This is a genomic window from Streptomyces sp. NPDC054047 (assembly GCF_055585065.1).
On record NZ_JBVJKV010000001.1, the window covers coordinates 1,229,302 to 1,255,323 of the forward strand.

General features: G+C 70.4%; 21 protein-coding genes, 1 tRNA gene and 1 pseudogene. 15 read left to right on the forward strand and 8 right to left on the reverse strand.

What is annotated here, in order from left to right; translation table 11 throughout:
• Positions 1-123: 123 nt before the first annotated feature.
• Positions 124-648: a universal stress protein gene (locus ACZ6ZP_RS05515; protein ID WP_351164655.1), complete on the reverse strand. Its 525-nt coding sequence runs from the start codon at positions 646-648 to the stop codon at positions 124-126.
• Positions 649-1,208: 560 nt separating this feature from the next.
• Between ACZ6ZP_RS05515 and ACZ6ZP_RS05520 the strand changes: the two genes are divergently transcribed.
• From ACZ6ZP_RS05520 to ACZ6ZP_RS05535, 4 genes are all read left to right on the forward strand, one after another.
• Positions 1,209-1,472, forward strand: coding sequence for a hypothetical protein (locus tag ACZ6ZP_RS05520; RefSeq protein ID WP_469405808.1), 264 nt, complete (start codon positions 1,209-1,211; stop codon positions 1,470-1,472).
• Between the two features lie 450 nt (positions 1,473-1,922).
• Complete coding sequence (locus ACZ6ZP_RS05525) at positions 1,923-3,158, forward strand: GlxA family transcriptional regulator (RefSeq protein ID WP_383822517.1); 1,236 nt, start codon at positions 1,923-1,925, stop codon at positions 3,156-3,158.
• A gap of 10 nt (positions 3,159-3,168) precedes the next feature.
• A complete protein-coding gene (gene orn / locus ACZ6ZP_RS05530) occupies positions 3,169-3,771 on the forward strand; it encodes an oligoribonuclease (protein ID WP_249589784.1) in 603 nt (200 codons plus the stop codon).
• A 111-nt stretch (positions 3,772-3,882) separates the two neighbouring features.
• Positions 3,883-3,955: transfer RNA gene (locus ACZ6ZP_RS05535), tRNA-His, on the forward strand.
• Between the two features lie 80 nt (positions 3,956-4,035).
• Here the strand turns inward: ACZ6ZP_RS05535 and ACZ6ZP_RS05540 are convergent.
• Positions 4,036-5,091 carry a LacI family DNA-binding transcriptional regulator gene (locus ACZ6ZP_RS05540; protein WP_383822514.1) on the reverse strand — a complete coding sequence of 352 codons (1,056 nt, stop codon included), beginning with the start codon at positions 5,089-5,091 and terminating at the stop codon, positions 4,036-4,038.
• Positions 5,092-5,416: 325 nt separating this feature from the next.
• Here ACZ6ZP_RS05540 and ACZ6ZP_RS05545 point away from each other — a divergent pair, with 325 nt between their 5' ends.
• The 7 genes from ACZ6ZP_RS05545 (at position 5,417) to ACZ6ZP_RS05575 (ending at position 15,415) form a co-directional block, all read left to right on the forward strand.
• Positions 5,417-6,730, forward strand: coding sequence for an ABC transporter substrate-binding protein (locus tag ACZ6ZP_RS05545; RefSeq protein ID WP_366461979.1), 1,314 nt, complete (start codon positions 5,417-5,419; stop codon positions 6,728-6,730).
• A 5-nt stretch (positions 6,731-6,735) separates the two neighbouring features.
• Complete coding sequence (locus ACZ6ZP_RS05550) at positions 6,736-7,740, forward strand: carbohydrate ABC transporter permease (RefSeq protein WP_351164659.1); 1,005 nt, start codon at positions 6,736-6,738, stop codon at positions 7,738-7,740.
• Positions 7,737-8,660: a carbohydrate ABC transporter permease gene (locus ACZ6ZP_RS05555; RefSeq protein ID WP_383822511.1), complete on the forward strand. Its 924-nt coding sequence runs from the start codon at positions 7,737-7,739 to the stop codon at positions 8,658-8,660. The genes ACZ6ZP_RS05550 and ACZ6ZP_RS05555 overlap by 4 nt, the downstream gene beginning before the upstream one ends.
• Before the next feature lie 136 nt (positions 8,661-8,796).
• Positions 8,797-10,218 (forward strand): GH1 family beta-glucosidase, encoded by a 1,422-nt coding sequence (locus ACZ6ZP_RS05560; protein ID WP_469405627.1) that lies wholly within the window; start codon positions 8,797-8,799, stop codon positions 10,216-10,218.
• A 105-nt stretch (positions 10,219-10,323) separates the two neighbouring features.
• Entirely contained in the window at positions 10,324-12,003 is a 1,680-nt protein-coding gene (gene aspT / locus ACZ6ZP_RS05565; protein WP_351164661.1) for an aspartate-alanine antiporter, read from the forward strand.
• A 23-nt stretch (positions 12,004-12,026) separates the two neighbouring features.
• Entirely contained in the window at positions 12,027-13,730 is a 1,704-nt protein-coding gene (gene aspT / locus ACZ6ZP_RS05570) for an aspartate-alanine antiporter (protein ID WP_351164662.1), read from the forward strand.
• 35 nt (positions 13,731-13,765) lie between these two features.
• Complete coding sequence (locus ACZ6ZP_RS05575) at positions 13,766-15,415, forward strand: bifunctional aspartate transaminase/aspartate 4-decarboxylase (RefSeq protein WP_383822505.1); 1,650 nt, start codon at positions 13,766-13,768, stop codon at positions 15,413-15,415.
• 86 nt (positions 15,416-15,501) lie between these two features.
• On the opposite strand, the pseudogene ACZ6ZP_RS05580 reads toward ACZ6ZP_RS05575, so the two are convergent.
• The 3 genes and pseudogenes from ACZ6ZP_RS05580 to ACZ6ZP_RS05590 all read right to left on the reverse strand — a co-directional run.
• Positions 15,502-16,454 (reverse strand): annotated as a pseudogene (locus ACZ6ZP_RS05580) (chitinase); the annotation flags it as partial.
• 274 nt (positions 16,455-16,728) lie between these two features.
• Entirely contained in the window at positions 16,729-18,114 is a 1,386-nt protein-coding gene (locus tag ACZ6ZP_RS05585; protein WP_361470616.1) for a sensor histidine kinase, read from the reverse strand.
• Positions 18,111-18,800, reverse strand: coding sequence for a response regulator transcription factor (locus tag ACZ6ZP_RS05590; RefSeq protein ID WP_351164666.1), 690 nt, complete (start codon positions 18,798-18,800; stop codon positions 18,111-18,113). Before ACZ6ZP_RS05590 ends, ACZ6ZP_RS05585 begins: the two co-directional genes overlap by 4 nt.
• An 87-nt stretch (positions 18,801-18,887) precedes the next feature.
• Here ACZ6ZP_RS05590 and ACZ6ZP_RS05595 point away from each other — a divergent pair, with 87 nt between their 5' ends.
• A complete protein-coding gene (locus ACZ6ZP_RS05595) occupies positions 18,888-19,418 on the forward strand; it encodes a hypothetical protein (RefSeq protein ID WP_351164667.1) in 531 nt (176 codons plus the stop codon).
• 21 nt (positions 19,419-19,439) lie between these two features.
• On the opposite strand, the gene ACZ6ZP_RS05600 is transcribed toward ACZ6ZP_RS05595, so the two are convergent.
• Positions 19,440-20,300, reverse strand: a complete 861-nt coding sequence (locus ACZ6ZP_RS05600) for a spermidine synthase (RefSeq protein ID WP_351164668.1) — start codon at positions 20,298-20,300, stop codon at positions 19,440-19,442.
• A 66-nt stretch (positions 20,301-20,366) separates the two neighbouring features.
• Entirely contained in the window at positions 20,367-20,843 is a 477-nt protein-coding gene (locus ACZ6ZP_RS05605) for a hypothetical protein (RefSeq protein ID WP_383822692.1), read from the reverse strand.
• Between the two features lie 270 nt (positions 20,844-21,113).
• On the opposite strand from ACZ6ZP_RS05605, the gene ACZ6ZP_RS05610 reads away from it, so the two are divergent.
• Complete coding sequence (locus ACZ6ZP_RS05610) at positions 21,114-22,562, forward strand: tetratricopeptide repeat protein (RefSeq protein WP_383822500.1); 1,449 nt, start codon at positions 21,114-21,116, stop codon at positions 22,560-22,562.
• A 21-nt stretch (positions 22,563-22,583) separates the two neighbouring features.
• Here the strand turns inward: ACZ6ZP_RS05610 and ACZ6ZP_RS05615 are convergent, their stop codons facing one another.
• Entirely contained in the window at positions 22,584-23,177 is a 594-nt protein-coding gene (locus ACZ6ZP_RS05615) for a histidine phosphatase family protein (RefSeq protein WP_469405635.1), read from the reverse strand.
• Positions 23,178-23,442: 265 nt separating this feature from the next.
• On the opposite strand from ACZ6ZP_RS05615, the gene ACZ6ZP_RS05620 reads away from it, so the two are divergent.
• Both ACZ6ZP_RS05620 and ACZ6ZP_RS05625 read left to right on the forward strand, forming a co-directional pair.
• Positions 23,443-24,450 (forward strand): phosphatase PAP2 family protein, encoded by a 1,008-nt coding sequence (locus ACZ6ZP_RS05620; protein ID WP_469405637.1) that lies wholly within the window; start codon positions 23,443-23,445, stop codon positions 24,448-24,450.
• The gene (locus tag ACZ6ZP_RS05625) at positions 24,401-25,615 is read left to right on the forward strand and encodes a hypothetical protein (RefSeq protein ID WP_383822497.1); all 1,215 of its coding nucleotides are present in this window, start codon (positions 24,401-24,403) and stop codon (positions 25,613-25,615) included. Before ACZ6ZP_RS05620 ends, ACZ6ZP_RS05625 begins: the two co-directional genes overlap by 50 nt.
• Positions 25,616-26,022: the final 407 nt, after the last annotated feature.

Below are 26,022 nucleotides of genomic sequence, written 5' to 3' on the forward strand. Positions count from 1 at the left end.
TGCCGTGCCACCTGTACGTACCCTTCACAAGGGCACAACCCACCTCTACGCGTGAGTAGATTTATCTACACGGCAAGGAAGTTGACGCCTCGCCACCCCAACCCCACCTGCGACGAAGGGGTGTTACGGAATGACGACGACGGGGCGCTGCGCACGGCGCGCGAGCCGGCCCGCGACCGAGCCGAAGATGCGCCCCACGATCCCGTGCGTCGACCCGACGACGATCGCGTCCGCCGCATACTCCCGGCCGACCTCTTCGAGTTCGTGGCAGATGTCGCCGCCGCGCTCGACGAGGATCCAGGGCACCTCGGACAGATAGTCCGCACAGGCCAGCTCCAGGCCGAGCACTTCCGTGCGGTGGTCCGGCACGTCGACGAAGACCGGGGGCTCACAGCCCGCCCACACGGTGGTGGGGAGCCGGTTGGCGACGTGCACGATGATCAGGCCTGATCCGGAGCGATGGGCCATGCCGATCGCGTACGAGAGCGCGCGCTCACTGGAGGTCGAGCCGTCGAAGCCGACGACGACCCCGTGCCGGAAGGCTGGATCGCAGGAATGACGTGGTTCTTCCGCCGCCTGGGGGGTCGCCGTGGGATCGGCGACCTGCCGCTTGCGGTCCGCGGGTTCGGAGAATTCGTGACCGGCCATGGGTGTCTCGGCGAAGGAGTCCTCTGTGGGAGGGTCGGCTTTGTTCGGGTCGTACGGCGCATATGGAGCGGAACGGACAGGATCGGGCAGGGACGAGGAGGAGCGGCTACGACCACCGGAGCTGTGTCCGGGAATCATCTTCCCAACCCCATACCCCTAAGGGTACGGCGACACTCCTCTCCTGCCCAGAGCTTGCTGTCGGCCCTGCGGGAGCCTCACGGCGTTCACCGGAGCATGCATGAGCGGCGCCCGTATGGCAATGGTTGCTGCCTCGTACAGGTGGTTTGGGCACCCACCCGCGTGGACCGGGATCGGCCACAAGGTTCACGCCAGTGACCGGCCGAGCGACCACGCGTTGAACCTCGGTACGCCACCGCCACAGGGAGCCCGCCGTGCCTGGACCGCCGTCCGTGTCCTCACAAGTCACGACGTCCTCACGAGTCACGACGCAGAGCCGCCGACGCCTTCCGGAGGGGGCGCGCGAGCGCCCGCGCGGCGGCGCCCCGGCCCCGCGCGCCGAGGAGGCGCCGCCCGCCCCTCCTCAGGACTCGGCGAGCGACGTGGTGCGCTGGGCCGCGTTCAGCTGCGTCCTGGTTCCCGTCGTCCTCGTGGGGTACGGGACATCACTGGCCGGAGCCGCGGGCTCGGCCCTCGGACTCGCGGCCGTGACGGGGGTCTGCCGGCTGCTTCTGCGGCAGTCGGAGCGGGGGGCGGAGCGGCTGGTCGAGGAGCAGAGTCGCGAGCGCCGCGGGCGGCACGGGCGGACGGGCGCGGGGGCGCATCGGAGCGGTCGGCATGCTGGTGGGTCTACGCCGGGGGACTGACCGATTCGCGCGCACGCACCCATTGCTTTTCAGCCAACTTCCTATGGCCATGCATTCCTTGGCCGAAGGGGTACCCAACCCCGGTCCCACCAGGGCTGAAAGCCATACAGAAGCCGCCTGAACCCTACGGGGACCGGCCACGGAGCCAAGGCGCACTTCCCAGCAACGCCCGTGAGTGCAACGCTTCGTGATCGACTGCTTCACGCCAAGTTGCCATGTCGACATAGTGCCGGGTCCTTAACTGGTCACCCCGGCAGCACGGGACGCAGTAGATTCGATCATGACTGTATTACGGCGGGGGACTGGTGGAGGACCGAGGGGAAACGTGCAGGAGCGACAGGTCCGACAGGAACGCCAAGAGCGCCGGGAACACAGAGACCGCAGAGAACACAGAGAAAACAGACCAGGCCAAGAACAGGGAGCCGCGACGACCGAGGGGGGCTTAGCACCATGAGCCACGACTCCACTGCCGTGCAAGAAGCCGCGTCGCGGAAGCTTTCCGGACGCCGCCGCAGGGAGATTGTCGCGGTGCTGCTGTTCAGCGGTGGCCCCATCTTCGAGAGTTCCATACCACTCTCCGTTTTCGGGATCGACCGGCAGGACGCCGGGGTCCCCCGATACCGGTTGCTGGTGTGCGCCGGCGAAGATGGTCCGCTGCGTACGACCGGGGGGCTCGAACTCACCGCGCCGCATGGCCTGGAGGCCATAGGGCGTGCGGGCACCGTCGTGGTGCCGGCCTGGCGGTCGATCACGTCACCGCCGCCACCGGAAGCACTCGACGCGCTGCGCCGCGCGCACGAAGAGGGCGCCCGCATCGTGGGGCTGTGCACCGGGGCGTTCGTACTCGCCGCGGCCGGCCTGCTCGACGGCCGTCCGGCGACCACGCACTGGATGTACGCACCGACGCTGGCCAAGCGATATCCGTCCGTCCATGTGGACCCGCGTGAGCTCTTCGTCGACGACGGAGACGTGCTCACGAGCGCGGGGACCGCGGCCGGAATTGATCTGTGCCTGCACATCGTGCGCACGGACCACGGCAACGAAGCGGCGGGCGCGCTCGCCCGCAGGCTCGTCGTGCCTCCGCGCAGGGCCGGCGGCCAGGAGCGCTATCTCGACAGGTCTTTACCTGAGGAGATCGGCGCCGACCCGCTCGCCGAGGTCGTCGCCTGGGCCCTGGAACATCTCCACGAGCAGTTCGACGTGGAGACCCTGGCCGCGCGCGCGTACATGAGCAGGCGCACCTTCGACCGCAGGTTCCGCTCGCTCACCGGGAGCGCTCCCCTGCAGTGGCTGATCACTCAGCGCGTACTGCAGGCACAGCGGCTGCTCGAGACCTCCGACTACTCCGTCGACGAGGTCGCGGGCCGCTGCGGCTTCCGCTCGCCCGTGGCCCTGCGCGGCCACTTCCGCCGTCAGCTGGGCTCCTCGCCCGCCGCCTACCGGGCCGCTTACCGCGCCCGCAGGCCGCAGGGGGGTGAGCGGGCCATGCTGGAATCCCCGGCGCCCGCTTCCGCCCCGCAGACGGTGAACACGGAGAGCGGACCCGTGCCGTCGCAGACGCGGCGCACGGCGGCCGCGAGCGCCTTCGGCCCCTCGGCGTCGCTCTCCGCGGATCCGGGGAAGCCGAACTCGGATGTGTACGCGCCAGGCCGTCCGCCACTGCCCGGCCAGAGGAGTGCGCCGTAGGGTAAGACGCATGAACGATCGCATGGTGTGGATCGACTGCGAGATGACCGGGCTCTCGTTGACGGATGACGCACTTATCGAGGTGGCCGCACTGGTCACCGACTCGGAACTGAACGTGCTCGGCGAAGGTGTGGACATCGTGATCCGCCCGCCGGACGCGGCGCTGGAGACCATGCCCGAGGTGGTGCGCAAAATGCACACCACCTCGGGGCTCCTCGACGAGCTGGCCTCGGGCACGACGCTGGCCGACGCCGAGGAGCAGGTCCTGGCGTACGTACGTGAGCACGTCAAGGAGCCCCGCAAGGCTCCGCTCTGCGGGAACTCGGTCGGCACCGACCGTGGCTTCCTGCTGCGCGACATGCGGACGCTGGAGGAGTTTCTCCACTACCGCATCGTCGACGTCTCCTCCATCAAGGAACTCGCCCGGCGGTGGTACCCCCGGGCGTACTTCAACAGCCCGGACAAGAACGGCAACCACCGGGCGCTTGCCGACATCCGCGAGTCCATCGCCGAGCTGCGCTACTACCGCGAGGCGGTCTTCGTGCCGCAGCCGGGACCGGACTCGGACACCGCGAAAACCATCGCGGCCAAGTACGTGCTGCCTGCGGAGTAGCCTCCGCGGAACCCCTCTGTACGGGGTCCGGAAAACGCGTGCGCGAGCACCCCTTCGGACCCTGTACACTTTTTCTCGGCCGGTCGGAAGAAAGAAAAACGACCGGACATGGTGGGTGTAGCTCAGTTGGTAGAGCACCTGGTTGTGGTCCAGGTGGCCGCGGGTTCAAGTCCCGTCACTCACCCTGAATGAAGAAGGCCCGGTCCGCGGAAGCGGACCGGGCCTTCTTCATGTCCGGGGCCCGTTCCCCGGCCGGCCGGGGGCTCAGGACGAAGCCCGCTCCACCAGTTCCGTCGGCAGTACCAATTGGCGGTGCTCCAGGCGGCGGGCGGACGCCGGGCGGTCGTCCGCGATCTCGGCGAGCAGCAGGTCGATCATGGCCCGGCCCATCTCCTCGATCGGCTGGCGCACGCTCGTCAGCGGCGGGTCCATGTGGCGGGCGATCGCCGAGTCGTCGAAGCCGACCAGGGCCACGTCGTCCGGTATGCGCCGCCCGGCCTCCCGCAGGACCTGACGGGCGCCGGCGGCCATCACGTCCGAGCCCGCGAACACCGCGTCCACGCCGGGGCAGGCCTCGAGCAGCTCCGCCATCGCCCGGCGGCCGCCCTCCTCCGTGAAGTCGCCCGGCGCGATCAGCCGCTCGTCCACCGGGCGGCCCGCGTCCGACAGGGCCGCGCGGTAGCCGTCCAGGCGGCGCTGGGCGCCGTAGACGTCCAGGCGGCCGGTGATGGTGGCTATGGACGTGCGTCCGCGCGCCAGGAGGTGCTCCACCGCCGAGTGCGCCCCGGCGAAGTTGTCGGAGTCGACCGAGGGCAGCGCCTCGTCGGCCGAGCGGCGGCCGCTGATCACCGCGGGGATCTCCAGCTGGGTCAGGAGGTCGGGCAGCGGGTCGTCGGCGTGGACCGAGACCAGGAGGACCCCGTCGACCCGGTGGGCCGCGAGGTACTGGGCCAGGCGCTGACGCCTGCGGTCGTTCCCCGCGAAGATCAGCAGGAGCTGCATCTCCGTCTCGCCGAGCTCCGCCCCGACACCGCGCAGGACGTCGGAGAAGTACGGCTCGGCGAAGAAGCGGGTCTCCGGCTCGGGCACGACCAGGGCGATGGCGTCCGTGCGGTTGGCGGCGAGGGCACGGGCCGCCGTGTTCGGGACGTAACCGAGCTCCGCGACGGCGGCCTCGACCGCCGTCCGGGTCGCCTCGCTCACCCGCGGTGATCCGTTGATCACCCGGGAGACCGTCCCGCGGCCCACCCCTGCCCTTGCGGCGACCTCCTCCAGGGTCGGTCGCCCGCCACTGCGGCTACGCGCACCGTGAGCTGCCATTGTCCGCCTCCCGTCGCACTTCCCCCGGCGAGGAATGTAGAGGAATGTAACAGCCTGATCATTGCCGGGCGGATGGGCCGGACACCCGAGCGCCCTCGCGGCAGTCCGAGTAACAGCCCGATAACTGAAGACATATCTCGCTGTCCGGTCCCTTGACACCCCCGCTCCCAGCCACGACTCTTCAACTCATCACCTGTGGGAGCGCTCCCACACTACCTGACACGTACACATCCCGCACGTTCCCCACCCGCGCCGAAGCGTCAATCAACGGGGCAAGCAGTGCAGTTGGCCGGGGGGTCGGCACGTCAGGCAACAGGAGGACACAATGCGCACGAGTTCCCGCCGGCCCGGACGGCTGGTGGCCTTCGCGGCCGTGACCGCGCTGGCCACAAGCCTGCTGGCCGGTTGTTCCAGCGACGACGAGAGCGGCTCGGAGGGCGGCGACGGCAAGGTCACGCTCAATGTCGGCACGTTCGGTGTGCTGGGCCTGAAGCAGGCAGGTCTCTACGACGAGTACGAGAAGTCGCACCCGAACATCAAGATCAAAGAGAACGTCATCGAGCGGAACGACGCCTACTACCCCAAGCTCCTCACCCAGCTCCAGTCCGGCGCCGGAGTGAACGACGTCGCGGCCATAGAGGTCAGCAACATCACCGAGGTCGTGCAGACCCAGGGCGCCAAGTTCGAGGACCTGAGCAAGGCCGAGGGCGTGGACAAGGCCACGTACCTCGACTGGAAGTGGAAGCAGGCCACGACCGAGGACGGCAAGACGGTCGGCCTCGGCGTCGACATCGGCCCGACGGCGCTGTGTTACCGCAAGGACCTCTTCGAGAAGGCCGGTCTGCCCACCGACCGCGAGGAGCTCGCCAAGGCCTGGGCCGGCGACTGGGACAAGTACGTCGAGCTCGGCAAGAAGTACATGGAGAAGGCGCCCAAGGGCACCAAGTTCGTGGACTCCGCCTCCAGTGTCTACAACGCCGTCTTCGCCGGTGCGAAAGAGCGGTACTACGACAAGGGCGGCAAGGAGATCTACGAGGACAGCCAGGGCCGCAAGGACGCCTGGGACGCGGCGATGAAGGTCGCGCAGGGCGACATGTCCTCCAAGCTCAAGCAGTTCGACCCGACGTGGGACCAGGGCTTCGCCAACGCCAAGTTCGCCACCGTGGCCTGCCCCGCGTGGATGGCCGGCTACATCCAGGAGAAGACGGGCCCGGAGGGCAAGGGCCAGTGGGACATGGCCAAGGCGCCCACGGACGGCAACTGGGGAGGAACGTTCCTGGGCGTGCCGAGCGCGGGCAAGCACAAGAAGGAGGCGACCGAGCTCGCCGTCTGGCTGACCCAGCCCGAGCAGCTCGCGAAGGTCTTCGCCAAGCAGGCCAGCTTCCCGTCCACCCCGTCGGTCTACGACTCGCTGAAGCCGTCGGCCGAGACGAAGGCGTACTTCAACGACGCGCCCATCACGGAGACCTTCGCCGGTATCGCGAAGAACACCCCCGCGGCCGTCTACGGCGTCAAGGACGCCCAGATCGGCCAGTCCATCACGGACATCGGTGTGCTCCAGGTGGAGCAACAGGGCAAGTCTCCGGCGGAGGGCTGGAAGGCCGCTCAGGAGGAGATCAAGGATGTTCTGGGACAGTGACGCGCATGTCCGAGACCGCTGAGTACGCCGAGACCGCGTCCCCCGGTGAGGGGGACGCGGCCCCGGCCGCGTCCGGGAGCCGCAAGGCCTCCCCCACGTCCTCGTGGCGCAGCCGCCTGTACCGCTGGGACATAAAGGCGTCGCCGTACGTCTTCGTCGCCCCGTTCTTCCTCTTCTTCGGCGCCTTCGGCCTCTTCCCGCTGCTCTACACCGGCTGGGCGTCGCTGCACCGCCTGGAGCTGACCAACCTCGACGACAGCACGTGGCTGGGCCTGGAGAACTACACCAACCTGCTGCAGAGCGACTACTTCTGGAACGCGCTCGGCAACACCTTCACCATCGGCATCATCTCCACCGTCCCCCAGCTCGCCGTCGCCCTCGGCATCGCGCACCTGCTCAACTACAAACTGCGCGGCTCCACCCTGTGGCGCGTCGCGATGCTCGCTCCGTACGCCACGTCGGTGGCGAGCGCCTCACTGGTCTTCACGCTGCTGTTCGCCTGGGACGGCGGCATGGTCAACTGGATCATCGGCTCCGTCGGCATCGACCCCGTCAACTGGCGTGAATCGTCGTGGGGTTCGCAGTTCGCGGTGTCCTCGATCGTCATCTGGCGGTGGACCGGTTACAACGCGCTGATCTATCTGGCGGCGATGCAGGCCGTGCCGCACGACCTGTACGAGTCGGCATCGCTGGACGGCGCTTCGCGCTGGCAGCAGTTCCGGCACGTGACCATCCCGATGCTGCGGCCGACGATCCTGTTCACGGTGGTCGTCTCCACCATCGGGGCGACCCAGCTCTTCGGTGAGCCGCTGCTGTTCGGCGGCACGTCCGGATCCAAGGGCGGCGCCGACCACCAGTTCCAGACGCTGGGTCTCTATCTGTACGACCAGGGCTGGATCAACGGCCACCTGGGCCGGGCCTCGGCCGTCGCCTGGCTGATGCTCGTGATCCTGCTGCTCATCGCCGCGGTCAATCTGCTGATCGCCCGACGTCTGAGGAAGGCCCAATGAAGTCCGGCACCATGGGCCCGACGACCGACCTCGCCACAGGCCCGAAGGCAGACCTCGTCAAGAGCCCGAAGACAGGCCGCCCGCTGGGTCTGAAGGCCGGTCGCACGATGCACGCGGGGCCCGTGACCTACCTCGTCCTCACCCTGTTCACGGCCGTCTCGCTGGCGCCGCTGATCTGGACGGCGATCGCGGCGTCGCGCACGAGCGGGCGGCTCGCCCAGACACCGCCGCCCCTGTGGTTCGGCGGGAACCTCTTCAAGAACCTGGAGCGGGCCTGGACGGAGGCGAGCCTGGGCGACGCGATGCTCAACACCACGATCGTGGCGGGCAGCATCACCATCGGCACCGTCCTGTTCTCCACGATCGCCGGATTCGCCTTCGCCAAGCTGAAGTTCAAGTTCAGCGGTCTGCTGCTCCTGCTGACCATCGGCACGATGATGGTGCCGCCGCAGCTGAGTGTCGTACCGCTCTACCTGTGGATCGCCGACCTGCAGTGGACCAATCAGCTCCAGGCGGTGATCCTGCCGACGTTCGTGAGCGCCTTCGGGGTGTTCTTCATGCGGCAGTACCTGCTGCAGGCGCTGCCGAGCGAGCTCATCGAGGCGGCTCGGATGGACGGTGCGAGCAGCCTGCGGATCATCTGGCACGTGGTGTTCCCCGCGGCGCGGCCCGCAATGGCGGTCCTCGGCCTGCTGACGTTCGTCATGGCCTGGAACGACTTCCTCTGGCCGATCATCGCGCTCAACCAGTCGAACCCCACCGTGCAGGTGGCGCTCAACTCGCTCGGCACGGGCTACATCCCCGACCGGGCGGTGATCATGGCGGGCGCCCTGCTCGGCACGCTGCCGCTGCTCCTGGCGTTCATCCTCTTCGGCAAGCAGATCGTGAGCGGCATCATGCAGGGCGCCGTCAAGGGCTGAGGGCGCGCTTCTCTCCCCCTGCCGTACGTGCCCCTCTCCCGCCAGGGCCGGGCCGCCGCCACTCCGCCGGCCCTGGCGACCCGCCCCTCTCCCTCTCTCTTCCTTTTCCTCTTCCCCCTTCCATGGGAGCGCTTCCATGCCTGAATCCCTCGCCTTTCCGGCCGACTTCCTCTGGGGCGCGGCCACCTCCGCGTACCAGATCGAGGGCGCCGTACGCGAAGACGGCCGCACCCCCTCCATCTGGGACACCTTCAGCCACACGCCCGGCAGGACCGCCGACGGGGACACCGGTGACGTGGCCGTCGAGCACTACCACCGCTACCGCGACGACGTGGCGCTCATGGCGGACCTCGGTCTGAACGCCTACCGCTTCTCCGTCTCCTGGTCACGGGTGCAGCCCACCGGACGTGGCCCCGCCGTCCAGCGCGGGCTCGACTTCTACCGGCGGCTGGTCGACGAACTGCTCGGCAAGGGCATCAAGCCCGCCCTGACCCTCTACCACTGGGACCTGCCGCAGGAGCTGGAGGACGCGGGCGGCTGGCCGGCGCGGGAGACCGCCTACCGGTTCGCCGAGTACGCGGGCTTCGTCGCCGAGGCGCTCGGTGACCGCGTCGAGTCCTGGATCACGCTCAACGAACCGTGGTGCAGCGCCTTTTTGGGCTACGGCTCGGGCGTGCACGCCCCCGGCCGCACCGATCCGGCGGCGGCCCTGCAGGCCGCGCACCACCTCAACCTCGCGCACGGCCTGGGCACGCAGGCGCTGCGGGCCGCTCTGCCCGCCCGCGCCCGCGTGGCGGTGAGCCTCAACTCCTCGGTGGTCAGGGCGGTTTCGGACAGCCCCGAGGACATGGACGCCCGCCGCCGCATCGACAACCTCGCCAACGGCGTCTTCCACGGGCCGATGCTGCACGGCGCCTATCCGGCGGACCTGCTCACCGACACCGCCCGGATCACCGACTGGTCCTTCGTGCACGACGGCGACCTGGCCGCCGCGCACCAGCCGCTGGACGCGCTCGGCCTGAACTACTACACGCCCGCCCTCGTCTCGGCCGCGCAGGACGACGCGGGCAACCCGCGCAACGACGGGCACGGCGCCAGCGAGCACTCCCCGTGGCCCGGGTCCGACGACGTGGCCTTCCACCAGACGCCGGGCGACCGCACCGAGATGGGCTGGACGATCGACCCGACGGGGCTGCACGAGCTGATCATGCGCTACTCCCGGGAGGCGCCGGGCCTGCCGCTGTACGTCACCGAGAACGGCGCGGCCTACGACGACAAGCCCGACGCGGACGGCCGCGTCCACGACCCGGAGCGCATCGCCTACCTGCACGGACACTTGGCCGCCGTGCGCCGGGCCATCACGGACGGTGCCGACGTCCGGGGCTACTACCTCTGGTCCCTCATGGACAACTTCGAATGGTCGTACGGCTACGGCAAGCGCTTCGGCGCGGTCTACGTCGACTACGAGACGCAGGCCCGCGTCCCCAAGTCCAGCGCCCACTGGTACGCGGCGGTCGCGGCCGCCGGTGAGCTGCCGCGCGGGGGTGCCGTGAGCTGACCCGCCCCTGCCGTACCCCCGAGGAGCCGAGTGGCACCCCGCCACTCGGCTCCTTAAGTTGCCCATATGCCACATATCGCAATAGATCAGGCGCGGTGAGCGCCGGTGGGCGTACTCCGTGACCACCCCGAGTTCGCGCTGTTCATCTGCCTCGCCCTGGGCTACCTCGTGGGCAAGGTGCGCGTCGGCCCCATCACGCTCGGCGGCATCTGCGGCACCTTGATCGTCTCGCTGCTGCTCGGCGCCTGGGCCAAGGTCGTCGTCTCCGACGACGTCAAGACGATCTTCTTCGCGCTGTTCATCTTCGCCCTCGGCTATCTCGCGGGCCCGCAGTTCTTCTCCAACCTCAACCGCGAGAGCCTGCGCTTCTTCGCGCTCTGCGGGATCGAGCTCGTCTGCGTCCTGGGCATCGCCCTCGGCCTCGCCAAGGCCTTCGACCTGGACGTCGGCACCGCGTCGGGCATCCTGGCGGGCGCGGCCACCGAGTCGGCCGTCGTCGGTACGGCGACCGAGGCCATCGGCAAGCTCGACGGGCTCACCCCGGACCAGATCACCCAGTACCAGGGGCACGTCGCCACCGCGTACACGGTCTGCTACCTCTTCGGCCTGATCACCATCGTGCTCTACACCAGCCAGATCATGCCGATGATGCTGCGCATCAACCTGCGGGACGCCTCGCGCGAGCTGTGGGAGAAGATGCGCGGCGCGGGCGGCGGCCTGGAGTCCGACGAGCGCGCGGCGCTGCCCGGCATGGTCGGCCGCACCTTCCTGGTGACCGACGCGGACGGCCGCACGGTCGGCGATCTGGAGGCCGAGGTCGGCGGGCGCGCCACCGTCGAGGCCGTCAAACGCGGCAGCAAGGCCCTGACGCCCTCCCCCGGTCTCGCCCTGACCCTCTCCGACCTGGTCCTGGTGGTCGGGCAGCGGGCCAACACCATCGAGGCCGGACGCCTGATCGGCCCCGAGACCCCCGGCATCCCCGGCGTCGACACCCCGCTGGCCACCGCCCAGGTCGCCGTCACCGAGAAGGCGTCGGACGGCCTGAGCGTGGACGAGCTGGAGCGCGCCCATCCCGAGTTCGTCAAGGACGGCGTGTACGTCACCGACGTACTGCGCGGTGATCAGCATCTGCCCGCGGCCGGGAGCACCACCGTGCGCCGCGGTGACGTGCTCACCCTGGTGGGCGCGCGCTCCGGCCTGAACAAGCTGGTCGCGAGGATCGGCGCGGTCGTCAAGAACGACGCCACCGACTTCATCTACCTGGGTCTGGGCATCGCGGCGGGTTCCCTGCTCGGGCAGGTCGTCGTGCACTTCGGCGACGTGCCCATGTCGCTCGGCACGGGCGGCGGCTGTCTGATCTCCGGGCTGCTCTTCGGGTGGTTCCGCTCCCGCAAGCAGACCTTCGGGGCGTTCCCGCCGCAGGCCGCCAACACCCTCAAGGACATGGGTCTGGCGATCTTCATCGCCTGCACGGGGCTCGTCTCGGGGCCGCAGGCCTGGCCGCTGCTCAAGGAGTACGGGGTGCTGCTTCCGTTCGCCGGGATCGCGATGGTCCTCGTGCCCGCGACGATCTCGCTCGTCGTCGGCCGCAAGCTCCTGAAGATCGAGAAACCGCTCCTCATCGGCGCCATCGCGGGCCAGCAGTGTTCGACCCCGGCGATCACCTCCGTCACCCAGGTGGCCCAGAGCTCGGTCCCGCTGCTCGGCTACACGATCACGTACGCCCTCTCGAACTTCCTGCTCCCTCTGACCGGGCCGATCCTCGTCGGCGTACTCGGCGCCTGAGCGGCGCGTCCGGAGCGTAGAGAATGATCGACTTCCTCAACCGGAACATCTTCCAGCCCCACCCCGAGCTGCTCGTCTTCATCACCGTCGCGATCGGCTTCCTCTTCGGGAAGGTGCGCTATCGGGCCATCGGACTCGGCGCGGTCACCGGCTGTCTCATCGCGGGGCTGCTGCTCGGGGCGCAGTTCAAGGTCGAGATCGACGGAACGGTGAAGAACCTCTTCTTCACGATGTTCCTCTTCGCCCTCGGCTACAAGGTCGGCCCACAGTTCTTCCGCGGCCTGAAGAAGGACGGCCTTCCGCAGGTGCTCAACGCGGTCGTGGTCTGCGTGACCGGCCTGCTCGTCTGCTGGGGCTTCGCCGCGATGCTCGGCTACGGTCCCGGGCTCTCGGCGGGACTGCTCGGCGGGGCGCTCACCCAGTCCGCCGTCATCGGTGTCGCGGGCGACGCGATCTCCAACCTGCCGGGGCTCAGCTCCGCGCAGGTCAAGAGCGAGTCGAACCTGGTCGCCATCGGGTACGCCGTGACCTATCCGCTCGGCACGATCCTGTGCGCGATGCTGCTGGCCAACGTCCTGCCCCGGCTCTACCGCCGTGATCTCGCGGCCGAATCAGCGGCCCTGGCAGCGGAGTTGGACGCACCGGGCGACAACCCCGACCTGGCCGAGGGCTACTACGAGGTCGTCCTGCGCGCCTACACCATCCAGCGCCCCGACCTCGCCGGCCGCACCATCGAGGACTTCGAGAACCAGCAGCGCGAGCTGGGCCGCCGGGTCTACATCACGCGCGTACGCAGAGAGGGGGACATCCTCGACCACGACCAGCGGACCGCGCTGCGCGAGGGCGATGTCGTCGCGCTGAGCGCGCTGCGCGGCTCGCTCGTCGAGTTCGATCCCCGTACGCACATCGGCGCCGAGACCGACGACGTCGAACTCCTCGGCTACCAGACCGAGTCGCTGCACGTCGTGGCCTCCGAGAAGGCCCAGCTCGGCCGGACGATCGGTGACCTGCGGCAGGAGCCGTTCATGGTCGGCGTCTACGTCGACAAGCTGTACCGCTCCGGCTCCGAGTTCCCCTACCGCCTCTCCACGAAGCTGGAGCGCGGCGACACCCTGATCCTCACCGGCCCCAAACGCCTGGTGGACCCGGCGGGCAAGGAGATCGGCAAACCCGTGCCGACGTCCTTCGCCACCGACATGATCTGGGTGGGCCTTGGCATCTTCCTCGGCGGCTGCATCGGCATCCCGGCACTCACCGCGGGCGGCGTGCCCATCTCGCTCTCCACGTCCGGCGGCGCGCTCATCATGGGCCTGGTCTTCGGGTGGATCCGCGGCAAGTACCCGACGTACGGGAACGTCCCGCCCGGCGCCCAGTGGTTCATGGACACGCTCGGGCTCTGCCTCTTCGTCGCGGTCGTCGGCATCAACGCCGGGCCGAGCTTCACCTCCGGTCTGTCGACCGCGGGCTGGGGCCTCCTGCTGTTCGGCGCGATCGCCACGGTGATCCCGCTGATCGTCGGCTTCCTCTTCGGGCACTACGTCCAGAAGATCCGCTTCCCGATCCTGATGGGGGTCCTCGCGGGCGGCCAGACGACCACCGCGGCGATCGGCGCGATCAACGAAACGTCCAGGTCCCAGATCCCGACGCTCGGCTACACGATTCCGTACGCCGTCGGCAACGTGCTCCTGACCATCTGGGGCGCCGTCATCGTCCTGCTCCACCACTGATCCCGTCGATCCCGTCCGCATGTGAGGAACGAGCCGTGCCCAAGACCACCTTCACCCGCGAGGAAATCCAGTCGTTCGCCCAGCTCAGCCCCTTCGAGCTGAAGGACAAGTTCATCCAGATCGCCCAGGCGGTGCAGGCCGACAAGCCGGGCCAGAAGGAGAAGTCCATCCCGCAGATGCTCAACGCGGGCCGCGGCAACCCGAACTGGATCGCCACCGGTCCCCGCGAGGCCTTCTACGCGCTCGGCTACTTCGCCCTCTCCGAGTCCCGCCGCGTCTGGACCGCCGACGACCTGGGCGGCATGCCGGAGAAGGCGGGATCGGGCGACCGCTTCGACACCTTCGTACGCCGGCACCCGGACCTGCCCGGCATCGAGCTGCTCCAGAAGTGCGTCGAGTACGCCGTCGAGCGCTTCGGCTTCGACCGGGACGACTTCGTCCACGAGCTGACGGACAGCTCGGTGGGCGACAACTACCCGGTCCCGGACCGGATGCTGAAGCACGCCGAGCAGATCGTGCGCGGGTACATCGCCGACGAGATGTTCGACAAGAAGCCGCCGTCCGACAACCTCTCGCTCTTCGCCACCGAGGGCGGCACGGCCGCGATGTGCTACATCTTCGACTCGCTCATGAAGAACGGCATCCTGCACAAGGGCGACAAGATCGCCCTGATGGTGCCGGTGTTCACGCCGTACATCGAGATCCCCGAGCTCGACACGTACGAGTTCGACGTGACGTACGTCCAGGCCAGCAAGTTCGCCGAGGCGGGCGTGCGGGAGTGGCGCTACCCCGAGGAGGAGGTGGCGAAGCTCGCGGACCCCGACATCAAGATGGTGTGCCTGGTCAATCCGTCCAACCCGCCCTCGCTCGCGCTCAGTCAGCGGGTCGCGGACCAGATCAAGCAGATCGTCGCCACGTCGAACCCGAACCTGCTGATCGTGACGGACGACGTGTACGGCACGTTCGTCGAGGGCTTCCGCTCGATCGCCGCCGACCTGCCGCGCAACACGCTGCTCGTCTACTCGTACTCCAAGCACTACGGCGCCACCGGCTGGCGGCTCGGCGTCATCGGACTGCACGACGACAACGTCATCGACGAGCTGATCGCGGCGCTGCCGCAGGCCGAGAAGGACCGGCTCGCCAAGCGGTACGGGACGCTGACCCTGGAACCGGAGAAGATCAGGTTCATCGACCGGCTCGTCGCCGACTCACGCCAGGTGGCGCTGAACCACACCTCGGGGCTCTCGCTCCCCCAGCAGATGGTGATGGTCCTGTTCTCCCTCTTCGACATGTTGGAGGAGGGGCAGGCGTACAAGCTACGAATCCGCGCGATCGTGCGGCAGCGGCTGCAACTCCTCCTGGAGGGCGCCGAGATGAAGATCTCGGACGACCCCAAGCGGGCCGGCTACTACATCGAGCTCGATCTGCTGGCCGAGGCCGAACGCGTCCACGGCAAGGACTTCGCCGACTTCCTGGAGAAGAACTACGAGCCGGTCGACCCACTGTTCCGTCTCGCCGAGCAGACGCATGTGGTGCTCCTGAACGGGGGCGGATTCGAGGGCCCCGAGTGGTCGGTGCGGGTGTCGCTGGCCAACCTGGACGACCTCGACTACCTGAAGATCGGCCATCACCTGCGGGCGATCTTCAACGACTACGCGTCGGAGTGGCAGGCGAGCAAGGCCTGAGCACGAGTGGCGCCCCGACCGGGTGGGGGGATGCCGGTCGAGGCGCCGTAGGGGGGTGGCAGTCAGGGGGTGGAGCTGCTGAGGTGCTACTTGTAGGCGGCGAATGCCTTGGTGAAGGCGAGCGGCTCCTGCTCGATGGAGGAACAGGTCGGCTGCGCACCGTTGTTGGCGCCGCCCTCACAGGCCTTGTCACGGGTCGACGACCACATGGCGAGCCAGCCGATGCCCTTCTCCTCGGCGAACTTCACCAGCTGCGTGGCGTCGTCGACCTTGAAGATCTCGGTGGTGACGTCGTTCACGCCGATCATCGGGGTGACCGCGACGGCCTTCCAGGCGGCCTCGTCGGACAGGTCGAGCGCGCCCTTGATCTGCTTCTGCGTGGCGGTCGCCGCGTCGATGGCGTACTGGCCCATGTCGCCGCTGTAGGACGGTCCGTAGTCCATCGCCATGATGTTGACGGCGGAGACCTTCACGCCGTTCTTCTTGGCGTCGGCGACGAGGTCGACGCCCGGCTGGGTCAGGCCCTCGGGCATGACGGGCAGCGTGAACGAGACGTCCAGGCCCTCGTGGTCCTTCTGCAGCTGCGCGATGGCCTGCGCGCGGCGGGTGTTGGCGGCGGTGTCGGGCAGCGCGGCGCCCTCGATGTCGAAGTCGACCTTCGTCAGCTCGTACTTGTCTATGACCTTGCTGTACGCCTTGGCCAGCGCGTCGGCGCTGTCGCACTTGAGGCCCAGCTCCGAGCCCGCCGCGCCGCCGAAGGACACGCGTACGTCGCCGCCCTTGGCCCGCAGGTCCCCGATCTGCGAGGCGACCTTGTCGTCGTCGAGCCCGGTGGTGCCGCCCCACAGGGGCTCGCAGCTGCCGCCGGAGGTGATGAAGGCGAGGGTGAACTCCTTGACGCCGGTCTTCTCGGCGGTGTCGACGAGGTCGTACGCGGGGGCGAGCGAAGTGTCCACGAACGGAGCGAACTTGGCGCTGTCGGCGGCCTTGGCGGTGTCCTCGGCGGGAGCCTTGGTCGCCAGGGCCGTCCCGGAGAAGGCGAAGGCTCCGCCCCCGACGAGGGCGGCGGCCGCGAGCCCTCCCATGACCTTGGACGTGGTGCTCACCGTGCGCCGATGCGTGCTGCTCATCGCGTGCCTGCCTTAGCTGTGCGGGGGGTGGGGGTGCGTGCAGCACGTTAGCCCCGCGAGGGCGCGACATCGCGGGCAATTGGGGCTCTGCACTGGATCTTAGGGCGGGCTTAAGGGAGCGATCGGGACCGGTTAAAGGTCGGCCTCGGGTATGGGACGCGGAGCTCTCCGGCCACCCGCAGGTCAACCCGCGGTCGCCCGCTTGCGGCGGCGTACGGACCCTCCGTGCCCACGGCCCCCGGCCACGGGCCGGCGGCCGTCCAGCTGGATCCAGATGCGGACCTCCGTGCCGCCGAGCACGGAACGCCCGATGCGGACGTCGCCGCCCGTGGACTCCGCCAGCTGCCGCACGATGTCCAGGCCGAGCCCCGTGGACCCGTCGGCCCCCGAGCCCGCGCCCCGCGCCAGCGCGGCCTCGGGATCGGCGATGCCGTCGCCCGAGTCCGAGACGAGGACGATCACCGCGTCCTCGCCGCTGTGCACGTCCACCGCGAACGCCGTCCCCTCCCGCGTGTGCCGGAAGACGTTGCCCAGCAACGCGTCCAGGGAGGCGACCAGTTCGGGCCGCGCCACCGGAATCCACACCGGCCGCTCCACCCCCGCGACCCGCACCTCGCGCCCCTCGTCCTCCGCGAGCGCCGACCAGAAGGCCATGCGTTCCTGGATCACCTCGGAGGCGTCGCAGCCCGCGCCGGGGCCGACCGCCGCGGTCTGCGGCTTGGCGTCGCGGGCGGTGCGGATGATCGTGTCGACCTCGCGCTCCAGCTTCTCCACCGCGATGCGGGTCTGCTCGGCCGCCGGACCGTCCCCCAGCGACGCCGCGTTGAGGCGAAGGACCGTCAGCGGAGTGCGCAGGCGGTGCGACAGGTCGGCCGCCAACTCTCGTTCGTTCGCCAGGAGTTGGACCACCTGGTCGGCCATGGAATTGAACGCCACCGCGGCCAGGCGCAGCTCCGTCGGCCCCTCCGCCGGCACCCGCGCGCCCAGCTTCCCCTCACCGAGGGACTGCGCCGCGCCCACGAGGCGCTTGGCGGGCTGCACCATGCGTACGCCGAGCCGGTCCGCCACCGCCACGGACCCGATGATCAGCGCGACGCCGACCCCGGCGAGCACCAGCCACGCCGTGGTCACGCCGTTGCTGACCGCGCCCTCGGGCACGAAGATCTCGACCACGGCGATCTGGCCGGAGCTCAGCGCCGTCGGCTGGAGCAGCGCGAAGCCGCCGTCGACCGTCGCCGTCCGCGCCCGGCCCTCCTTGCGCGTGGTCTCCACCGCGTGCTCGTCGGCCCGCCGGTCGCCGATCTCCAGGGCGGGCGCCTTGTCGATGGCCGGTACGTACACCGCCATCCGCCCCTCGCCGCCCGCCTCGGACGTGGCGACGGCCCGCGTCAGCTGGTCGCGGTCGGTGGTGATGGAGAGCGTGGGGCCCATGCCTGCGGCGTGCCGCTCGGCGTTCGAGAAGGCCCTGTCCCGCGCCATCTCCTGGATGACGAGCCCGAGCGGTACCGCGAAGGCGACCACGACCATCGTCGTGACGGCCAGGCACACCTTGACCAGTGCCCACCTCACAGCGGTGGCTCCAGCTTGACGCCGACACCCCGCAGCGTGTGCAGGTAGCGCGGCCGCGCGGCCGTCTCGCCCAACTTCCTGCGCAGCCACGACAGATGCACGTCGATGGTCTGGTCGTCCCCGTAACTCTGCTGCCACACCTCGGCGAGCAGCTCCTTGCGGGGTACGACGACACCGGGGCGCCCGGCGAGGAAGGCCAGCAGGTCGAACTCGCGCCGGGTCAGATCGAGCCGCGCCCCGTCCAGCTCCGCCTGGCGGCGCAGCGGGTCGATGGCGAGCCCGCCGACCCGTATCTCCCGGCTCGGCGGCGCCTCGCCCGCCGATACGCGCGAGCGGCGCAGCACGGCGGCCATCCGGGCGGAGAGGTGCTCGACGGAGAAGGGCTTGGTGAGGTAGTCGTCGGCGCCGTCGTTCAGGAGCCTGACGATCTCGGTCTCGTCGTCACGCGCGGTGGCGATGATCACGGGTACGTCGGTGATCCCGCGCAGCATCTTCAATGCCTCGGATCCGTCCAGATCGGGCAGACCGAGGTCCAGGATCACCACGTCGAAACGGAAATGGGCCACTTCGCGCAGCGCCTCGAGGGCGGTGCCGACGCTGCGCACGGTGTGCGATGCCTCGGTCAGATGCCGGATGAGAGCGGAGCGTACGAACTGGTCATCCTCGACGACGAGCACACTTGCCATGGGCGGCACCGTACGCCATATGAGTGAGCCCGGTCCTCCTGGGAGACCGGCGACACCGGCGGGGCCAGTGGTGCAGTATGGCTCGCGATGCGCAGAGGACTCATACACGCAATGGCTTGGTCGCTCGCCACGGGCGCGGCGGTCACGCTCTCCTGGTGGGGTGTCCACACGGTCATGGCGGGCACCGCCTACGACCCGCCGCGCGCCGTTCCGCTGGCCGCCGACGGCGACCGCGCGGAGCCGCTCTCGTCCTCCACGCACCGCCCCGACCCGACGCCGACCCCCTCGCCGTCGAAGACGGACAAGCCCTCGAAGTCGCAGAAGCCCCCGGAGAGCAAGCCGTCGAAGACGAGGACGAGCAAGCCGAGCACCCCCTCGGCGCCCGCCTCCACCCCCGGCAACGTGAAGAGCTACTCCTCCGACGGCGGCCGGGTCGTCTTCGACCTCGGCAAGGAGTCCGCGACGCTGGTCTCGGCGACCCCGGCGGCCGGCTGGTCGGTGCAGGTGTGGAAGCAGGACACCTGGATTCGCGTGGAGTTCACGTCGGGCGCCGAGAAGGTCTCGGTGTTCTGCACGTGGCACGACCACGCGCCCGCCGTCGAGATCAACGAGTACTGACCGGGCGGTACAGGCACGTCCTCAGCGGAACACCGAGGGCGGCGGCGCGGGCGATGCCACCGCGCTCGCGTCCGTGACCGCCGCCGCTCCCCCGCTGAAGTCGATGAGCGCCCTGCCGTGCTCGACCCGCGCCGGATGCGAGTCGCCCGCGCTGCGCCGGGTCAGCTCGGCGATCGGCAACGGCACGTCCGAGCCGACGAGCACCGCGTTGCCGAAGCGCTTGCCGCGCAGCACCGCCGGGTCGGCGATGAGGGCGAGCTCCGGGAAGAGCGTGGCGGCGGTGGCGAGCTGGCCGCGCAGATGCGCGAGCGGCGGCCCGTCGGCGAGGTTCGCCGCGTAGAGACCACCGGGCTTCAGGACCCTGCGTACGTCGCCGAGGAACTCGGCGCTGGTGAGGTGGGCGGGGGTGCGGGCGCCGCTGAAGACATCGGCGATGACGAGGTCGGCCCAGCCGTCCGCGATCTTCGCGAGCCCCTCGCGGGCGTCGGTGCCGCGCACGCGCACCCGCGCCTGCGGGTCCAGCGGCAGCTCGCGGCGCACGAGTTGGATGAGCGCGGTGTCGCGCTCGATGACCTGCTGGGTGGAGCGTGGCCGGGTCGCGGCTATGTAGCGGGCGAGGGTGAAGGCGCCGCCGCCGAGGTGCAGGGCCTGGACCGGCTTGCCGGCCGGCGCGACCAGGTCGGCGACGTGGCCGAGCCTGCGCTGGTACTCGAAGTCGAGATACGCCGGGTCGTCGAGGTCGACGTGGGACTGCGGGGCGCCGTCCACGAGCAGCGTCCACGCGCGCGCCCTGTCCCGGTCGGGCATCAGCTCGGCGAGCCCGCCGTCCACCTTCTCGACGACGGCTTGCGCCTCTTCCCGGGACCGCCTGTTCCTTGCCATCGGACCATTATCGGCGCACGGGGACGGCGCGGCCCGATGACCTTGGAGTACTGCCCCACCGCGGGCTCAGCGGCAGTTGTCGGCGGCCTCGATCGTGCGGGCCGCCTGGCCGAGTGCCGCGCGCAGAACGGCGGGGTCGGTGACCGGATCGGCCTCGTCGGGGGGCAGCAGCCAGCCGGTGCCCGCGACCGGGGGCGGCGGGGGCTCCGGCTCGGTGTGCGGGCGGGAGCCGCGGCGGAAGGTCTGCGTACACGCGCTGCCCGGCAGATCCCAGGCATCGGCGGTGCCGGGCGGCACCAGGAAGCCGAGGGTGTCGCAGCCGTTGTCGTGCAGGACGGGGCCGACGGCGTCGCCCGCCCCGCGGCGCAGGATGTCGACCGCCTCCAGGCCCTGGCGGGCCGGGACGGTGACGAGGTCGCAGAAGCCGGGGGGCTCGGTGGGCCGGACGCCCTGCTGTGGTGGTGCGCTGTGGTCCGGGGTCGGCAGGTGCCGTGCCGTGCTCAACGACGCCCGCGATGCACCGTTCTCCACGCTGATCTCCAACAAGGGGACCCCTCCTCGCAAGGGTGGAAGCCGCGTCGCTCCCTCTCCTCATGGTTCAACGCGGGACGGCGTCAACAGCTACGGCGGAATGCCGCCGCAAAGGATGGCACTTCATGGCAGATCATGGGTGAGATATCCGGTTTGTAGCCAAACTCCGCGTGCCGTCCCCATCACAGCGGGTACGTTCGTGCTCCGCCGGAACAGGGGCAGCATCGCCGGATCCACAGGATTCGGCGCACTCCGGCACGATCCGTACGAGAGGGTCAGGCCATGGCGTCGTCACCGATGGCATCGTCAACTCCGTCCCCACGACCGAACCTTCGCTTCCGTCACCTGCGCGGACAGCGCTCGCCGGGCGAGTTCGCCGCCGTGATCCGCCGGGCCGCTCGCGACATCGGGGAGCGCGTCAGCTGCGACGCCCGTTACATCGGACGCGTCGAGGCGGGCGAGATCCGCTGCCCCAACTACGCGTACGAGCGGGTGTTCCTGCACCTGTTTCCCGGCCGGACGCTGACGGACCTGGGGTTCGCACCCCGCTCCGCAGTGCGCGGACGGGGGGCGCGCGCCGGGTCCGGCGCGCCCGCCCCACACACCACGATCCAGCTGTATGAGTCTGCTCCGCCCGGGCCTTGTGGCCCCGAAGAGCACGAGTACGACCCGTACGAGATCCAGAGCCACGAGGAGAGCGACGTGCGGCGTCGCGCATTCATGAGCGGCACGGCCACCGTGGCCGCCGCCTCGATGGGGCCCTTCGGGCTGCTCGCCGCCCCGAACCCGGCCGAGGCCACCGCCCAGCGCGGCGGCAAGGCGGGCGAGGCCGAGGTGAGCGCGGTCGAGGAAGCCGTACGGAAGATCCGGCTGCTCGACGACCGGCACGGCGCCGACGGCCTCTACCGCCGCGCCGCCGCCCCGCTGCGGACCGCCTACGCCCTGCTCGACGCGGGCACCACCCGCCAGTCCACGGCGGACCGGCTGCACGCGGGCGCCGGTGAACTGGCCATCTCCGTGGGCTGGTTGGCGCACGACTCCGGCCGCTTCGACGACGCGCGCTCGCACTACGCGGAGGCGCTCGCGACGGCCCGGATGGCCTCCGATCCGGCCCTGGAGGCACACGCCTTCTGCAACACGGCGTTCCTGGCGCGCGACGCCGGGCGGCCCCGGGAGGCGGTGCGGGCGTCCCAGGCGGCAACGCGCGCAGCCCGGCACCTCGCGTCGCCCCGGCTGCTCTCGCTCCTCGCGCTGCGCGAGGCCGGCGGCTGGGCGGGGCTCGGCGACCGGGCCGGCTGCGAGCAGTCGCTGACCCGCGCGCACGCCCTCTTCGACCGGGGCCCCTGTGACGCCGACCCGGAGTGGATGAGCTTCTACGGCCCGGCCGAGCTGGAGGGCCTTGAGGCGCAGTGCTGGTCGGCGCTCGGCGACTGGGGGCGGGCGGTGCGGCACGCGCGGCGCGCGGCGGGCGTGGCGTCGGCGCAGACCCCGCAGTTCACCCGGAACATCGCCCTGTACACCGCGGAGCTCGCCGACGACCTGGCCCGCGCGGGCCGCCCGGACGAGGCGGCGACGGCGGGCGTGCGGGTGATCGGGCTCCTGGACGAGGTGCAGTCATCGCGCATCCAGTCGATGCTCGCCACGACGGCCCGGGTGCTGCTTCCGCACCGGCGCGCCTCGGGGGTGTGCGGCTTCCTGGAGCAGCATGCTTCGTTGCCGCGGGCGGGATAGCCGCCCGTACGCCCTTGGCGGCTAGGCCAGGTGCCCGGTGTCGTTCCACGACTCGACGGCCGGTTCGCCGTAGGCCCAGCCGAGGGTGGAGATCGAGGTCGGGTTGAGGCGGATGCGGGCGGCGAAGTCGACGCCGAGGCCCAGCCAGCGTGCGCCGATGGACCGCAGGATGTGCCCGTGCGCGAAGACCAGGACGTCACGGTCCGCGCCGCGCGCCCAGGCCACCACCTCGTCCGCGCGGGCGGTGATCTGCTCCAGGGTCTCGCCCCCGGGGACGCCGTCGCGCCAGATGAACCAGCCGGGGCGTACGTCCTGGATCTCGGCCGGGGTCATCCCCTCGTAGGAGCCGTAGTCCCACTCCATGAGCGTGTCCCAGGGAGTGGCGCGGTCCCCGAAGCCGGCGATCTCGCAGGTCTCGCGGGCACGCACGAGAGGGCTGGTGCGCACTTCGACGTCCGGGAGCCCGTCGAAGGGGGCGCGGTGCAGACGCTCGCCCAGGAGCTTCGCGCCGTCGCGGCCCTCTTCGAGGAGCGGGATGTCCGTCCTGCCGGTGTGCTTGCCGGACAGTGACCACTCCGTCTGTCCGTGCCGGGCCAGCAGGATGCGCGGTGCCATGTCGAGCCTTTCCCGAGCCGACGGTCGTCCTCATCGGTCGAGACCATCAGCTGTCATAGAGCGAATTCTGTGGACAGACAGCTGTCCGTACCTTCCATCATCACTCACGCGCCGGATCGCGATCACTGGTGCCCGCCAGGAGCAACCCGCTCGTCGATCTCTGCGTCTAAGACGACCGGGGACCGCCGCAGCGCGCTCTCGCGTACGCCGTAAAGTGAGGCGGCGGCGAACACCGCATGACCAAAGAGGATGGGGGACCGACCGGATGCCGCAGACCGACGCTCCGGGCACCGGAGGCATCAGCGGGCTTCGGCTTCGCTGGTGGACGGAGCTGCCGCTGATCGTGCTGGTGTACGCCGCGTACTCGGCCGGCAGGCTGCTGGCGCGCGGCGACGTGTCCACCGCGGTCGACCACGGCCTCGGCATACTCCGCGTCGAGAAGTTCCTGCGCCTGAACGCCGAGAACCCGCTGAACCGTCTCTTCACCGACCACTCGTGGATAGGTGTCCCCGCCGACTTCTGGTACGCGTCGCTGCACTATCTGGCGACGCCCTTGATCCTCGTCTGGCTCTTCCGCAGCCGCGCGGTCCACTACCGCGCCGCACGCGCGTGGCTGATGACCTCCACCATGATCGGCCTGATCGGCTTCACGCTCCTGCCGACCTGCCCGCCCCGCCTGCTGAGCGAGGGCCACGGCTTCGTCGACACCATGGCGCAGTACAGCGACTTCGGCTGGTGGGGCGGCGAGGCGAGTGCGCCGCGCGGGCTCGGCGGCATGACCAACCAGTACGCGGCGATGCCGAGCCTGCACGTGGGGTGGGCGCTGTGGTGCGGGGTGATCCTGTGGCGTCACGGGCGTTCGCCGCTGGCCAGGGTCGCGGCGGTGGGGTATCCCCTGATCACCACGATCGTCGTGATGGGCACCGCGAACCACTACTTCCTCGACGCCGTCGCGGGCGCCGTCGTGATGGGCATCGGGCTGCTCCTGGCCCGGCCGGTGCTGCGGCTCGCGGACCGGGTGAAGGCCAGAATGGGTGTGCCGTTCGCGGCCGCGCGGCCGTCTTCGGGCATGGTGGCGAGGCCGAAGTCGCCGTCCGTCGTGGGCGTGGCCGCGGCCTCGTCAGCCCCAGAGTCCTCAATTGTCAGTGGCGGGTGCCAGACTTCGACAGGTGAGCGAATTCCCCGGCCGCGCAAGCGGCCCGCCGAGCCAGGCGCCGAGCCGAGTGCCCGACCCGCCGAAGCGGGGGACAGCACTCCGACAGCGGCTCGCTGAGCTGCGCGGACCGGACGTCCCCGCGCAGCCGCTCGACGCCCGCGCGCTGGCCGCCCTCGCCGCGAACCCGGGGTGCCGGCGGCGGGCACTGCTCGACGGGGCGGGCGTGGACAAGGCGACGCTCGCCCAGTCGCTCGGCTCCCCCGCCTCCTTCGGGCAGTCGCAGTTCGCGTTCATGCGGGGCAACGCCTTCGAGGCGAAGGTCAAGGCGGACGGCGGCGCGGAGCTGCTGCGTCTGGCGCACGGGCGGCTCGGGGGCGGACCCGAGCCGGTGCCGGGCGAGTCGTCGGTCCCGGACCTGACCGCGGTGGGCCCCGAGGGCCGCGCGGCCCGCACGTCCCTCGCCCTGCGCGAGGCGACGTCCACGGAGGGTTGGACCCTCCTGGACCACCCCATGCTGGCGCTCGACGTCGCCGGGACCCCCGCCTTCCTCGAACCGGACGCGGTGGTGATCCACCCCGACGGCACCTGGACGGTCGTGGAGATCAAGTCCTTCCCGATGATCGACGGTTCGGCGGACGCGGCGAAGGTGGGCGCCGCGGCGCGCCAGGCGGCGGTGTACGCACTGGCCCTCGAGCGGGTGGCCGCGCACCTGGACCCGGCGCCCCAGGTCCGCCATCACGTGCTCCTGGTCTGCCCCAAGGACTTCTCGAACCTCCCGACGGCGTCGGCGATCGACGTGCGCAAACAACTCTCGGTGACCAGGCGCCAATTGGCGCGCCTGACCCGCATCGAGGACATCGCGGCAGCGCTTCCGGAGGGCACGACGTTCGACGTGTCCCGCCCCGCCGCCGACCTGACCGCGGCGGTCGAATCGGTCCCGGCGACGTACGCCCCCGAGTGCCTGGCCGCCTGCGAACTGGCCTTCCACTGCCGCGAACGCTCCCGCGAAGAGGGCGCGGTGACGTCCCTGGGCCGCTCGCTGCGGGGCGAGCTGGGCGGTCTGACGACGGTCGCCGGGGTCCTGTCGGCGGCGAACGGCACATCGGGCGATCCCGCGGACCCGGCGGTGGCGGCACTGCGGCGGGCGGCGGCACTGCGCGCTGAGGCGTTGTCGGGCGTGGGCGCCTCGGGCGTGGAAGCGGCGGGCGTGGGCGCCTCGGGCGTGGAAGCGGCGGGCGTGGGCGCCTCGGGCGTGGAAGCGGCGGGGGGTACGCCGTGCTGACCGCGTATGTGACGCGGCTGCCCGGCGTGCTCCGCCGCGCTGTCTCGAACCGCCGCGCTCTCCCGTACGGCCGCGCTCTCTCGAACCGCCACACTTTCCCGTACGGCCGCGCTGTCTCGTACGGCCGCGCTGTCTCGTACCGCCACGCTCTCCCGTACCGCCACGCTCTCCCGTACCGCCGCGCTCTCTCGAACCGCCACACCTTCCCGTACGGCCGCGCTGTCTCGTACGGCCGCGCTGTCTCGTACCGCCACGCTCTCCCGTACCGCCACGCTCTCCCGTACCGCCGCGCTCTCCCGTGCGCTGCGGCTGCATCTGGCTTCCCGACCGCCCACCCGTTCCGGAGCTTTCCGGTGGCCGCGCTCCACCGGCCCGCCCACCCGCTGGCCGGCCCTTCGGTGGGCGGA